The 12,435-nt window shown below is 67.4% G+C and carries 9 protein-coding genes; 5 read left to right on the top strand and 4 right to left on the bottom strand.

What is annotated here, in order from left to right:
* Positions 1 to 14: 14 nt before the first annotated feature.
* Positions 15 to 395 carry an FxLYD domain-containing protein gene (locus RTW82_RS08665; protein WP_316924838.1) on the bottom strand — a complete coding sequence of 127 codons (381 nt, stop codon included), beginning with the start codon at positions 393 to 395 and terminating at the stop codon, positions 15 to 17.
* Positions 396 to 1,596: 1,201 nt separating this feature from the next.
* Complete coding sequence (locus tag RTW82_RS08660) at positions 1,597 to 2,892, bottom strand: acyl-CoA dehydrogenase family protein (protein ID WP_316924837.1); 1,296 nt, start codon at positions 2,890 to 2,892, stop codon at positions 1,597 to 1,599.
* A gap of 371 nt (positions 2,893 to 3,263) precedes the next feature.
* On the opposite strand from RTW82_RS08660, the gene RTW82_RS08655 reads away from it, so the two are divergent.
* The gene (locus tag RTW82_RS08655; RefSeq protein WP_316924836.1) at positions 3,264 to 4,325 is read left to right on the top strand and encodes an ABC transporter substrate-binding protein; all 1,062 of its coding nucleotides are present in this window, start codon (positions 3,264 to 3,266) and stop codon (positions 4,323 to 4,325) included.
* A 65-nt stretch (positions 4,326 to 4,390) separates the two neighbouring features.
* A complete protein-coding gene (locus tag RTW82_RS08650) occupies positions 4,391 to 5,578 on the top strand; it encodes an LLM class flavin-dependent oxidoreductase (RefSeq protein WP_316924835.1) in 1,188 nt (395 codons plus the stop codon).
* Between the two features lie 202 nt (positions 5,579 to 5,780).
* Here the strand turns inward: RTW82_RS08650 and RTW82_RS08645 are convergent, their stop codons facing one another.
* Positions 5,781 to 6,992 carry an LLM class flavin-dependent oxidoreductase gene (locus RTW82_RS08645; protein WP_043245553.1) on the bottom strand — a complete coding sequence of 404 codons (1,212 nt, stop codon included), beginning with the start codon at positions 6,990 to 6,992 and terminating at the stop codon, positions 5,781 to 5,783.
* Between the two features lie 17 nt (positions 6,993 to 7,009).
* Positions 7,010 to 8,083: a PhnD/SsuA/transferrin family substrate-binding protein gene (locus RTW82_RS08640; RefSeq protein WP_316924834.1), complete on the bottom strand. Its 1,074-nt coding sequence runs from the start codon at positions 8,081 to 8,083 to the stop codon at positions 7,010 to 7,012.
* A 306-nt stretch (positions 8,084 to 8,389) separates the two neighbouring features.
* Between RTW82_RS08640 and RTW82_RS08635 the strand changes: the two genes are divergently transcribed.
* The 3 genes from RTW82_RS08635 (at position 8,390) to RTW82_RS08625 (ending at position 12,407) form a co-directional block, all read left to right on the top strand.
* Positions 8,390 to 9,469 (top strand): sigma-54 dependent transcriptional regulator, encoded by a 1,080-nt coding sequence (locus RTW82_RS08635; protein WP_316924833.1) that lies wholly within the window; start codon positions 8,390 to 8,392, stop codon positions 9,467 to 9,469.
* A gap of 331 nt (positions 9,470 to 9,800) precedes the next feature.
* Positions 9,801 to 11,042, top strand: coding sequence for a glutamine synthetase family protein (locus RTW82_RS08630; RefSeq protein WP_271661290.1), 1,242 nt, complete (start codon positions 9,801 to 9,803; stop codon positions 11,040 to 11,042).
* 60 nt (positions 11,043 to 11,102) lie between these two features.
* Positions 11,103 to 12,407, top strand: a complete 1,305-nt coding sequence (locus RTW82_RS08625) for an MFS transporter (protein ID WP_043245558.1) — start codon at positions 11,103 to 11,105, stop codon at positions 12,405 to 12,407.
* The last annotated feature ends 28 nt before the right edge of the window (positions 12,408 to 12,435 follow it).

The raw sequence follows: 12,435 nt of genomic DNA, 5'->3' as shown, positions 1-12,435 counted from the left end.
CGGCGCGGTGCCCGTTACTGCACGGGCACCGTGGGCGTCGCGGGCGCGACGGTGGCGGCACCGATGGACTCGCTGAACTCGGTGTCGATGAGCACCGTGCGCACCTTGTAGCTGTCGAATTTGCGCGCCTTCACCGGCACCGAGAAGCGCCACGCCTGGCCACCCTCGATGCCCTTGGCGCGGAAGGTCTCGGTGTCCACCAGCTTGTCGCCCTGGTAGATGTCGAACACCACCGTGACGGTGGAGAAGGACTTCTCCGAGGTATTGGCGGCGGTGCCGTTGATGTAGCTGTCGTGCCCGGAACGGGTAAGGGCGAGGTTGCGCACCTTGACGTCATCGGCGAGGGCGCACAGCGGAACGAGGGCCAGCAGGGCGAGGCAGGATTTACGCAACATGGCGAACGACTCGAGGCCTTAACCTGCCGTTGATACATCGGCGCAAAATCCTTGTCGACTACCGCTCGGCGCCACGTAATCCGAGGCTTACGGCTGCGACCCACGGATGTGCCTGCGGCGTGGGGTGGACCCCGCTTTACCGGTCCACCTTTCGTGCTTGCCGGCTGCTCCGCTGGTGGATGAAAAGAGCGTCATCCACCCTACGGGCGTGCCACCGCGAGGTCTTGGAGAGGGGGCTGTGGGAGCAAATTCATTTGGGAAACCACGTCCTTAGGGCGTGGTCATGAGTCATCGGCTCTGCCTGTGACGATTTGAATTGAGAGCCCTGCAGGATGAACGCGTGTCGTTGGGTGTGCCGTGCGCACCTCCGCGCGTTGCTGCTGGCGAGTCCTGTCGCTACGTAGGGGCGAATTCATTGGCTCTGTCTGCGGTAAGTGTTGCTAGAGGATTTGAGCTCAGCTGATTGCCGAGTTTTGTTGGTGCTTCTGATTTCGCCCCCCCGGGCGAGTCCCTTTTAACAATCGCCTTAAAAGGAACCAAAAGGGCTTGCCCCTGCATACGGGTCTGGCTTCGCCAGACTTCCCTCGCTCCATCATCGTTCCAGGGGCACGCCGCGAAGGGCCATCCCTGGCCCATCGCGGCTCTCGCGACATCCATGTCGCTCAACCCCTTCCACGACGATTCGCTCGGCCTCCTGAAAGGGGCGTTTGGCGGCTGCTCCAACGTTCTTCGCTCGAATCCCCACATTGATGTGCGCATCACCTGCGGGTGTACGCCGCGGCTGGCGGCTTTCGTAGGATGGTGTAGAGCGAAGCGAAACCCATGCGGCGGAGGTGGTACGAACCCTTTGGCGCCCGAAAATGGCCGTGCTTGAGCGTCTGCATTAAAACCACAACAGCTAACGCAGACAGAGCCAATTCATTCGCCCGCTTCTGGGGGCCGGCGAATCCGCTCGTGAGGCCTTCACCGAGGTGCCTGCCGCGTAGGGGGGGACCCTGCTTTATCGGTCCACCTTTCGTGTTTGCCGGCCACTCCGCTGGTGGATGAGAAGAGCGTCATCCACCCTACAAGCGTGCCACCGCCAGGTCCGGGAGATGGGGGCGCATGGCACGCCTTGTTGGTCGGGTGAAACCCGACGTCAATGAGCCAGGCCCACTCGTGGGTTGCACCCGCCCTACAGCCCGCTTGGGCTTCGCGCTCGCTATGGGCGTGGTGCAGCAGGGGCCGAAGAGGAGAGGTGTTGCCCCGTGGTGGCGCCCTCGCTCTGCTTGGCGTTGAGGATGGCGGTGTATTCGCCCGGGTCGATGCCGTTGAGGTAGTAGTTGCCGACGTGGTGCAGGCGCCAGCGGATCGGGTCGTGGGTGGTGTGCACCCGCGCGTTGCGCCAGAAACGGTCGAGGTTCCACTTGGTCAGCGAGGCGCTGGCGCCGAGCAGCGAGAAGATGTCGCTGGAGATCTTCAGCGAGGCACCGTCGGAGTGGGCACGGGCGGTGGCCACCGAGAGGATCAGCTCGTCCTGCAGTTCCTTGTCGTCCGGGGCCTGCTCGTGGCGGTCGAACACCCGCGCGGCATCGCGCAGCAGGGATTCGGCGGCACGCAGGGCCACGGCGTATTCACCGATCTGGCGGATGATGTGCGGCTCCTCGTTGGCGCGCTCGACGCCGCTTTCCACCCAGGGCCGGGAGTGGTGGTTGAGGTAGTGCACGCCGGCCTGCAGGGCGCCGGCGGCGATGCCGGTGTCGATGGCGGCGTGGAGGATCTGCGGGAAGGTCAGGCCGGTGCGTTTCATCGGGCCCTGGCGGCGGGAGACGAAGCGCTCGTCCAGTTCGATGCCGTCGAAGATCACCGTGCCGCTGACCGAGTTGTTCTGGCCGAAGGCGTCCCAGTCGTCCACCAGGGTCAGGCCGGGGGTGTCGCGGTTGAGCAGCACGCCCACGCCGCCGTCGTCGGAGCCGGCGGTGAGGGAGATCCACTCGGCCAGGTAGGCGCCGGTAGAGTAGAACTTGCTGCCGTTGAGGATCAGCTTGCCGTCGGCGCGGCGCTCGACGCGGGTCTTGAGGGCGAACTTGTTCTTGCCGCCGACTTCGGCCAGGGCGTTGCCGAAGCGCTTGCCGGCCAGCACGTCGGCCACCAGGCGGTCGCGCACTGCGTCCGGGTAGCCGGTGAAGATGCCGCGCAGCATCACGTTGTGGATCTGCAGCAGCTGGCCGACGCCACCGTCGGCGACGGAGATGAGGCGCACCGTCTCGACGATGGTTTCCACCGAGGCGCCCAGGCCGCCGAAGGCCTTGGGCACGCCGATGGCGGTGAGCCCGCTGTTGGACAGCAGTTGCGCCTGGCGCCTGGGCAGCTCGCGGTTCTGCGAGCTGTCGGCAGCGATCTCGGCGATCTCCCTGGCCACTTCCTTCGCCACCGCGATGGCATCCGCCTCGCTGCGCAGGATGTTCACCGCCGCGTGCGGCTGCTCCGTGGCGAAATTGCGTTCGGCCGTACTCATGGTTCACCTCTGTGGATTCAAACGTCGCGATACCAGGCCTGTGCCGGGCGCTGTGGGGGGCTTGAGCAGGTTCTATGCCAGCGGTTTTCCGACGGCCGCCGAAGCCTTGCGCGGCGCGGCTTGCACGGAATGACGGGGGCCATGCCCCGGTGGGTCGTTGTTGCTGGGGCAGCAGCGGTGCGGGGGCGGTTGCTCGGCAGGCAGCAATGGCCGCGCAACCCTGCTGGCTGGACAGCAGGGTGGCCGCCGGGGTTTTCAGGCGATCCGCTGCAGGCCACGGAACATGGGGCTTGTGGGCACTGGCACGGGCATTGCGATGGCGGGGTGAATGGCCGTGAAAGGCCGCCATGCCCCTCTTATCTGGAGCCACCATGACCCTAGCCGCCACCGCACCCGCGCAGCCGACCTTCGCCGAGAAGGCGCCGCTGGAGCAGATCTGGTTCACCCGCTGCCCGGTGCCCACCGCCTCCGGTATCGCCTACAAACTCGGCTGGCTGACCGAGGAGTTCGCCGCCGACGGCCTGCCGGTGGCCACCCTGCAGGAGGCCCGCCAGCTCGGCCACCACCACTACGACCACGAGCTGCCCGGGCTTTTCCGCGAGGGGGGCAACGTGCCGGCCCTGGCCGCCCGCGCCGCCGGGGCGCCGAGCCGGCTGATCGGCCTGACCTGGATCGAGGAATGGCAGACCATCCTGGTCCGCTCCGACTCGGGCATCCGCAGCCCCGCCGACCTCAAGGGCAAGCGCCTGGCGCTGCCAGCCTGGGGCGACAGCCGCCCCGGCAGCATCGCCCGGGCCATGAGCCTGCACGGCTACAAGGGCGCCCTGGCCCTGGCCGGGCTGGGCTTCGACGATGTGCAGCTGGTGGAGGTGCCGTTGCTGGACCAGGCCGCCGCGCGCACCCCGGAGGAGGGCCTGCAGCGCCTCTGGTCGGGCCTCGAACCCCTGGCCCGTGGCGAGCTTGACGCCGTCTACGTCAAAGGCGCCGCCGCTGCCGATGCGGCCCGCCGCCTGGGCCTGGTGGTGGGTGTCGACCTCGACTTGGTGGACCCGCGCCAGCGCATCAACAACGGCACGCCCCGGCCGATCACCGTGCACCAGGAGCTGCTCGACGACCATTTCGACCTGGTGGTGCGCTTCCTCGCCCAGACCCTGCGAGCCGCCGAGTGGGCCGCCGCCAACCGCGACGACCTGCACGCCATTCTCGAGGTGGAGACCCGCGCCGGCCGCGAAGGCGTGGCCGAGGCCTACCGCGGTGATTTCCACACCACCCTGGCACCGGACCTCTCCGCCCAGCGCCTGGAATTCCTCGGCATCCAGAAGAACTTCCTCAACCTGCACGGCTTCCTCGAGCGCGATTTCGATATCGCCGATTGGGTGGATGCCCGTCCGCTGCAGGCCGCCCAGCAACTGCTGGCCCGGCGCCGCGCCTGATACCGCGCCGGGCCATGACCCGTGCCGCTGCGTGCACCCCCTTCAATGCAATCAAGGACACGAACATGGCTGTGAAGATTCTCTGGTACCTCACCACCCCCGATGGCCCCTATCCCTGGGAGGCCGAAGGCCGCTGGAAGAGTGATTTCCAGCACCTCAAGCAGATTGCCGTGGCGGCCGATCGCCTCGGTTACTACGGCTCCCTGCTGGGCTCCAGCCCCAACGAGAGCCTGGCGGTTTCCGCCGCGCTGATCGACGCCACCGAGCGTTTGCGCTTCCTCGTCGCCCAGCACCCGGGCGAGCTGTCGCCGGCGGTGCTGGCGAAGTGGGCGCTGACCTTCGACCAGTTTTCCAGCGGCCGCCTGCTGTTCAACGTGGTCAATGGCAGCGACGCCAGCCTGGCCACCTACGGCATCCACTACGGGCATGACGAGCGCTACGACTTCAGCCTGGAGTACTGGCGTGCCTTCCAGAGCATCTACGCCGGCGAGACCGGGGGCTACGACGGCCGCTACGTCAAGCTCGCACCGCGTCAGCCGGGGGCCGCCAGCCACCCGCTGGGCGGCTGGCACCCGCCGAAGCAGAAACCCGGCATCCCGCTCTGGGGCGCCGGTACTTCCGGCCCGGGCGTGGCCCATTCGGTGCAGCTGCTGGATGTCTACCTGAGCTTCGCCGACACCCCGCCGAAGCTGGGCGAGAAGTTCGCCCGGGTGGCGGCCGAGGTGGCGAAGATCGGCCGCGAGCTGACCTTCGGCACGCGCCTGCAGGTGATCGTCCGCGAGACCGAGGAGGAGGCCTGGGCCCATGCCGAGAAGCTGCTGCAGCGCACCTCCATCGAGACCGCGCGCAACGCCATCCTGCGCCAGCTGCCGCCCGGCGAGACCCTGGACAGCTTCGTCAGCGATGACCCGCAGATCCAGCGCAACCTGGAGAGCGTCCGCGCCGGGCGCCTGCCCAGCGCCCGCGAGCTGGAGATCTACCCCAATGTGTGGGTCGGCCCCAGCCTGTTCGGCTTCAACATCCTCGGCCCGGCCGCCGGCACCTACCTGGTGGGCAGCGCCGAGCAGGTGGCGGAGCGCATCCGCGAGTACGAACGCCATGGCACCTCGGCTTTCATCCTCTCGGGCTTCCCGCTGATCGATGAGGCCCAGCGCGTGGCCGACCTGCTGTTCCCGCTGCTGGAGCTGGACCACGGCTTCGAGGTGCCGCAACTGGGCGTGACGGCGCGGGCGCCGGAGGTGGAGCAGGTCTAGGGAGGGGATGTCCCGGGCTGAGGTCCGGGCCATCTGTGGAGGCGACTTCATTTGAACGTGGGGAACCGTGCGCAGCGCCGCACGGTGCTTCCGGCGGGCGCAGTCCACCCCACGTCCATAGTGAGCAACGAAGGCAAAGCCTCGCGCCAAGGCCGTGGCTGTCTGCTCGCCTGGCGGCCCCCGAGGGCGGCCAGGCGGATGTTCAAGCCCCGGCCGGGCCGCCGTTGACGGCGCGCAGTTCGATGGGGGCGTCGGTGCTCTTCACCAGGGCCGCGCGTTCGCCACGGAAGTGCGGCAGCACGTGTTCGCCCAGGCGATAGGCCTCTTCCAGGTGCGGGTAGCCGGCGAGGAAGAACAGGCCGATGCCCAGTTCGTTGTATTCGCGTATGCGCGCCACGACGTTGGCGTAGCTGCCCACCAGGGCGCAGCCCGGGGGGATGCCGATGTAGCCGAAGCCGGCCCAGACGTTGGGGTGGATGAAGAAGTCGTCGTACTGCGGGGCGGCGTCCTTTTCGGCGTAGCCGTGCTCGTAGCTGAGCTTGCGCGCGGTGCGCAGGCCGGCGTGGGCGGCGACGGCCTTGACCGCGCCACGGGCGACGCCTTCGTCGAAGAAGCGCTTGGCTTCGGCCTGGGCTTGTTCCTCGGTCTCACGGGTGATGACGTCGATGGACAGGCCGAAGCGGATGTCGCTGCGGCCGTACTTGAGGGCGCGTTCGCGCACGTCGGCGATCAGCGCGCGGACCTCGTCCGGGTGCTCGGCGCGCATCAGGTAGTAGTCGGCGTGCTTGGCGGCGAATTCACGGGCGGGGATGGACGAGCCGGCGGTGCAGATCAGCGGCAGCTCGGCCTTTTTCAGCGGGCCGCGCAGGCCACCGCCGTCGGCCTTGTAGTAGACGCCGTCGTAGTGGAAGTTTTCGTTGTGCCAGTAGCCCTTGACCACGTCCATGAATTCGATGGCGCGGGCGTAGCGGTCGTCGTGGCCGCTGTAGTCGCCGACCTGGCGCTGGATGGCGTCGGAGCCGCCGTTGATGATGTTCCACACCAGGCGGTTGCCGGTGGCGCGCTGGTAGGTGGCGGCCTGCTGCACGGCGACCCAGGGCGTGTAGTGGTAGGGCTGGAAGGCGGTGACGAACTTCAGCGTGCGGGTTTCGCGGGCCAGCAGCGAGCAGACGGTCCAGGGCTCTTCGCCGGTGGGGGCGTTGACCATCAGCGCGCCGCCGAAGCCGTTGATTTCGGCGGCGCGGGCGATCTGGCCGAGGTAGTCGATGTAGGTGAAGTGGTCGCCGACGGCGAAGCCGGAGACCGCCCCGGTGCTGGGGCCGCCGCGGTGCCAGTCGCCACGGTTGCGCGGGTCGCCCGGCAGGTATTGGGTTTCGCCGTGCAGCGGCAGGCGGGTGAAGAATTCGATGCTCATGGGGTTCCTCCTTGGATTCAGTCGCGGGCGCTGATCTGGCCCTTGAGGCTGGGCCAGTAGTCTTCGAGGTGCAGGTCGATCAGGGCCTGGTTGGTGAAGCGGGTGGCGAGGGACTGGCCGATATCGACGTCCTCGCGGATCAGGCGGTTGTCCAGGGCGTAGCGGGTGAGGGCCTGGTAGTGGGCCTTGAGCTGCTGGTCGCTCTTGGGGGCCCAGCGGTCCTTCCAGGCCACGGGGTCGCCCTGGTCGTCGCGGCGCAGGACGCTTTCCGGGGTGCCGGCGCGGGAGGAGATGAGGTAGTAGGCGTCCTGGTTCTGCTCCTGGGAGATCCACCAGGCGGCCTTGACCCAGGCGGTGGCGAGCAGCTGGGTGACCTCGGGGTAGCGCTGGATGAAGTCGTCGGTACCCCAGAGGTCGGAAACCAGGCGCCAGTCGTTGGAGCCCTGCTTGGTGGACCAGATGATGCGGCCTACGCCCTTGTCTTCCAGCAGGTAGGACTCGCTGAGCAGCACGGCGGCGTCGACCTTGCCGGCAGAGACGGCGGCGGCGCCGACCTGGGGGTTGAGGTTGGCGATCTTGAAGTCGGTGAGGGCCAGGTTCCTGCTGGCGAGGAAGTTGCTGAAGGCGAACTCCCAGGGGCGGCCACGGTGCAGGGCGATGCGCTTGCCCTTGAGGTCTTCGATGCTCTTGGCTTCGGAGTTGGCCGGTACCACCAGGTAGACGTTGTTGCCGTTGCCGCCGGGGACGATCAGCTTGCCGGGCACGCCACCGGCGGCGCCGATGACCGAGGGCAGGTCGCCGCGCACGGCGAAGTCGATGCTGTTGTTGGAGAAGCCTTCGTTGATCTGCGGGCCGGCGCCGGCGTGGGGGAGGGCGATCCAATCGAGCTTGATGCCGCGCTTGTCGAGCTCGGCGGCGAGCCAGCCGTCTTCGATGACGCGCCCGGGGATGCCGCCGAATACCGGCTTGCCGCCCTGGGTGTAGGCGACGATGGCGATCTTCACCGAGGCGGGGACCTCGCTGGCGAACGCGCCGAGGCTGAAGGCCAGGACGGCGAGGGCCACCAGGCTGCTGCGCCAGATTCTGTTCATGGTTCCACTCCTTGCAATGCGGGCCGGTGAGCCCGGCTGATGGAGCGGCGGGAGCAGGATGCATGCCATGGAACGGGCGATTGGCGTTGGCGCCAGTGGTGGCGCGGGATTCGCCGTGCAGGCGGTGTGGCGGGGCGGCCGCTGCATTGCTGGTGTCGACGCAGGGGGCTGCTGACGCGCTGCTGCTGCAGCAGCAATCCGCCGTCTTATATCGTTTATGGAATATATAAATGCTAATTAATAATTTTTTAGTCTATTCGGATTGATGCACTATGGCGGCGCGCCCATCTCTGCCAGGAATGCATCATGTCGCTGCTCACCCACCCCAATGCTCGCGAGCTGACCAAGTCCGTGCGTGCCACGGTGCTGGTCTTCAAGGACCCGCGCTCGCAGGAGCTGCTCAACCGTATCGAGCGGCTGGCGCCGAGTGAGGCCAATGCCCTGATCATCGGCGAGACCGGTACCGGCAAGGAGCTGGTGGCCCGCCATATCCATCACCTCAGCCGACGCGGCAAGGAGCCCTTCGTGGCGGTGAACTGCGGCGCCTTCCCCGAATCCCTGGTGGAGAGCGAGCTGTTCGGCCATGAGAAGGGCGCCTTCACCGGTGCAACCAATAGCAAGGCCGGCTGGTTCGAGGCGGCCAACGGCGGCACGCTGTTCCTCGACGAGATCGGCGACCTGCCGCTGAACATGCAGGTGAAGCTGCTGCGCGTGCTGCAGGAGCGCGAAGTGGTGCGTCTGGGATCGCGTACGCCGATCCCGATCAATGTGCGCCTGGTGGCGGCGACCAACGTCAACCTGGCCGACGCGGTGGTGGCGGGGCATTTCCGCGAGGACCTGTTCTACCGCCTGCACGTGGCGACCATCCGCCTGCCCCCGCTGCGCGAGCGGCCGGGCGATATCCTGCCGCTGGCCGAGTTCTTCCTCGAGGAGCATTGCCAGCGCCTGGGCTACAACCGTGCCTCCCTGAGCGTGGAGGCCGAGCGCAAGCTGCTGACCCACAGCTGGCCGGGCAACATCCGCGAGCTGGAGAATGCCATCCACCATGCGCTGCTGGTGTGCCGCAACCAGCAGGTGCAGCCGGGTGACCTGCACCTGGTGGACATGCGCCCCGCCGGCGTGCGCCACGACGCTCACCATGGCGCACTGGCCGGCCCGGCCGCGCCGGTGGACCTGGAGGCGGCGCTGACGGCGCTGTTCGAACAGAATCGCCCGGACCTTTACGAGCACATCGAGGAGACGGTGTTCCGCACCGCCTACCGCTTCTGCCACGGCAACCAGTTGCAGACCGGGCGGCTGCTGGGCATCAGCCGCAATATCGTGCGGGCACGGCTGGAGAAGATCGGCGAGCTGGAAGTGAGCCCGAGGAGTGCGCGTATCGCCTGAGTGGCGGCAGGAATTCCCGGGTTGAAGCCCGGGCTACGGACGGATGGACGAGAGAGGGGCGCAACGAAGGTTGTGCCCCTTTTTCATGGGGGCGTGGGCAGCGCGCAGCGAAACCCCTGCAGAGATCCAATGCGGTTTGGTGGCGGTGCTTGAAATATCGAACAGTCGGTGCGTATTTTGTGCACGCCGCCATTTCGGCGTGACCGCAGTACCCACAAGGATAATAAGCATGACTACCGACGGCCCAGGTTCCCTCGCAGAACGACTGGCAGGCATCGACGAGATCGAGTGCGTCACCCCCGACCTGAACGGGGTGATGCGGGGCAAGGTGATGACCGGCGAGGGCTTCCTTTCCGGCCGCCGCTTGCAGCTGGCGCGTGGCGTGCTGCTGCAATGCATCATGGGTGGCTACCCGGCGGCGAAGTATTACGGCAGCGATGACGGCGACCTGGCCCTGGTGGCCGAGCCGAGCCAGGTGCACCGCCTGCCCTGGAGTTCCAACCCCCGCGCACTGGCCATCTGCGATGCCCAGGAGCTGGATGGCCGCCCCTCCGGCCTGTCGACCCGCGGCCTGCTGCGCCGCGTGCTGGAACGCTACGCCGCCCATGGCTGGGCGCCGGTGGTGGCCACCGAACTGGAGTTCTTCGTCTTCGCGCCCAACCCCGATCCGCACCAGCCGTTCCTGCCGCCGCTGGGCCTGGACGGGCGCCGCGAGGACGGTTGCTCGGCCTTCAGCGTGACCTCCAACAACGGCCTGCGCCCGTTCTTCGAGGAGGTGTATGCCTGCATGGAGCTGCTGGGCATGCCCCGCGATACCTTCATGCACGAGATGGGCGTGAGCCAGTTCGAGATCAACCTGCTGCACGGTGATGCGCTGCTGCTGGCGGACCAGACCTTCCTGTTCAAGCACATGCTCAAGGAAGTGGCGCTCAAGCACGGGGTGACGGTGGTGTGCATGGCCAAGCCGCTGGCGCATACGCCGGGCAGTTCGATGCACATTCATCAGAGCGTGGTGGAGATCGACGGCGGGCGGAACATTTTCAGCGATGGGGCGGGCGAGGCGACCGATGCCTTCTACCATTTCATTGGCGGGCAGCAGGCGGCGATGGCGGATTTCACCGGGCTGTTCGCGCCGAACGTGAATTCCTACCAGCGTCTCTGTCATCCTTACGCATCGCCGAACAATGCCTGCTGGTCCCACGACAACCGTGCGGCGGGGTTGCGCATTCCGGCCAGCGCGCCGGTGGCGCGGCGGGTGGAGAACCGCCTGCCCGGCGCCGACGCCAACCCGTACCTGGCCATTGCGGCCAGCCTGGCGGCGGGATTGCACGGCATGGAACAGCGGATCGCGCCGAGCGCGCCCATGCAGGGCGAATTCGATATTCCCGAATCCCTGGTCCTGCCCTGTACCCTGCATGCCGCTCTGGAGCGTCTGAAACGCAGTGATCTGGCCCGGGAACTGTTCGGGGATGAGTTCATCGAAGGCTACATCGCCACCAAGACGATGGAGCTGAGCAGCTTCTTCGACCAGATCACCCCCTGGGAGCGCCGCGTGTTGGCTGCCCAGGCGTAGCATCCCCCTTGCGGGCCGCGCGTTGCGGCCCGCCCTGTTCAAGGAGCGCATGGAAAGCCAATGGGTCGTGTCTTGAAGTCGTTTCGTGCCCTTTACTTCGCCACGCTGCTGATGCTGATCGGCTCCGGCCTGCTGAGTACCTACCTGGGCCTGCGCCTGGCCGCCGACAAGGTGGATGGGCTCTGGGTGGGCGCACTGATGGCGGCCAACTACCTGGGCCTGATCCTCGGCGGCAAGCTGGGGCATCGGCTGATCGCGCGGGTGGGGCATATCCGCGCCTATGTCGCATGCGCCGGGCTGGTGACGGCGGCGGTGCTGGGGCATGGCCTGATCAACTGGCTGCCGGCCTGGCTGTTCATGCGCATGCTGGTGGGCCTGGGGATGATGTGCCAGTACATGGTCATCGAGAGCTGGCTGACCGAGCAGGCGGAGGCCGGCCAGCGTGGCCAGGTGTTCGCCGGCTACATGGTGGCCTCCTACCTCGGCCTGGTGCTGGGCCAGTTGGTGCTGGTGCTGCACCCGGGGCTGGGCCCCGAGCTGCTGATGCTGGTGGCGATGTGCTTCGCGCTGTGCCTGGTGCCGGTGGCGGTGACCCGCAAGATCCACCCCGCGCCCTTGCACCCGGCGCCCCTGGAGCCGCGCTTCTTCATCAAGCGGGTGCCGCAGTCGATGACCACGGTGCTGATCTCCGGCCTGATGCTGGGTTCCTTTTACGGCCTGGCGCCGCTCTATGCCACGCGCCAGGGGCTGAGCACCGAGCAGATCGGCCTGTTCATGGGCTTCTGCATCCTCGCCGGGCTGCTGGTGCAATGGCCGCTGGGCTGGCTGTCTGACCGCCACGACCGCGCCATGCTGATCCGCACCATCGCCGCGCTGCTGGTGCTGGCGGCGCTTCCCCTGGCGCTGATGCCGCAGGTGCCGATGGAGATGCTGTTCCCCATGGGCTTCCTGGTGTGCATGCTGCAGTTCACCCTCTACCCGCTGGCGGTGGCCTTCTCCAACGACCATATCGAGGCGGAGCGGCGGGTTTCGCTGACCGCCATGCTGCTGATCACCTTCGGCGTGGGCGCGAGCATCGGCCCGCTGGTGACTGGCGCGTTGATGAAGCAGGTGGGGCCGAACATGTTCTATGCCTTTGCCAGCGTCTGCGCCCTGGTGCTGGTGCTGCGGGTACGGCCCGACAAGGTCACCGGCCTGCACCGCGTCGACGAGGCGCCGTTGCACCACGTGGCGACCCCGGAAGTCAGCTCGCCCCTGGTGGCCGCCCTCGACCCGCGCGTTGACGAGCAGGTGGTGCACGAGCAGATGGGCGGCGACAGCTTCACCCCGCCGCCTCCGGCGCCTGAGGAGCCCCGTCCCAGCTGAGGGTGACAGGTACTCCCTGCCCCGTTCG

The sequence above is a fragment of the Pseudomonas sp. zfem005 genome (genome assembly GCF_032621735.1).
GTDB classification, from domain to species: Bacteria; Pseudomonadota; Gammaproteobacteria; order Pseudomonadales; family Pseudomonadaceae; genus Metapseudomonas; species Metapseudomonas solani.
The sequence above is the reverse complement of the archived record's forward strand: the minus strand, read 5'-3'. Positions and strand labels throughout refer to the sequence as shown.

What these genes read in the sequence shown, in the direction of transcription:
- RTW82_RS08665 (WP_316924838.1), bottom strand. Translation starts at nt 395, where the DNA reads ATGTTGCGTAAATCCTGCCTCGCCCTGCTGGCCCTCGTTCCGCTGTGC.
- RTW82_RS08660 (WP_316924837.1), bottom strand. Translation starts at nt 2,892, where the DNA reads ATGAGTACGGCCGAACGCAATTTCGCCACGGAGCAGCCGCACGCGGCG.
- RTW82_RS08655 (WP_316924836.1), top strand. Translation starts at nt 3,264, where the DNA reads ATGACCCTAGCCGCCACCGCACCCGCGCAGCCGACCTTCGCCGAGAAG.
- RTW82_RS08650 (WP_316924835.1), top strand. Translation starts at nt 4,391, where the DNA reads ATGGCTGTGAAGATTCTCTGGTACCTCACCACCCCCGATGGCCCCTAT.
- RTW82_RS08645 (WP_043245553.1), bottom strand. Translation starts at nt 6,992, where the DNA reads ATGAGCATCGAATTCTTCACCCGCCTGCCGCTGCACGGCGAAACCCAA.
- RTW82_RS08640 (WP_316924834.1), bottom strand. Translation starts at nt 8,083, where the DNA reads ATGAACAGAATCTGGCGCAGCAGCCTGGTGGCCCTCGCCGTCCTGGCC.
- RTW82_RS08635 (WP_316924833.1), top strand. Translation starts at nt 8,390, where the DNA reads ATGTCGCTGCTCACCCACCCCAATGCTCGCGAGCTGACCAAGTCCGTG.
- RTW82_RS08630 (WP_271661290.1), top strand. Translation starts at nt 9,801, where the DNA reads ATGACCGGCGAGGGCTTCCTTTCCGGCCGCCGCTTGCAGCTGGCGCGT.
- RTW82_RS08625 (WP_043245558.1), top strand. Translation starts at nt 11,103, where the DNA reads ATGGGTCGTGTCTTGAAGTCGTTTCGTGCCCTTTACTTCGCCACGCTG.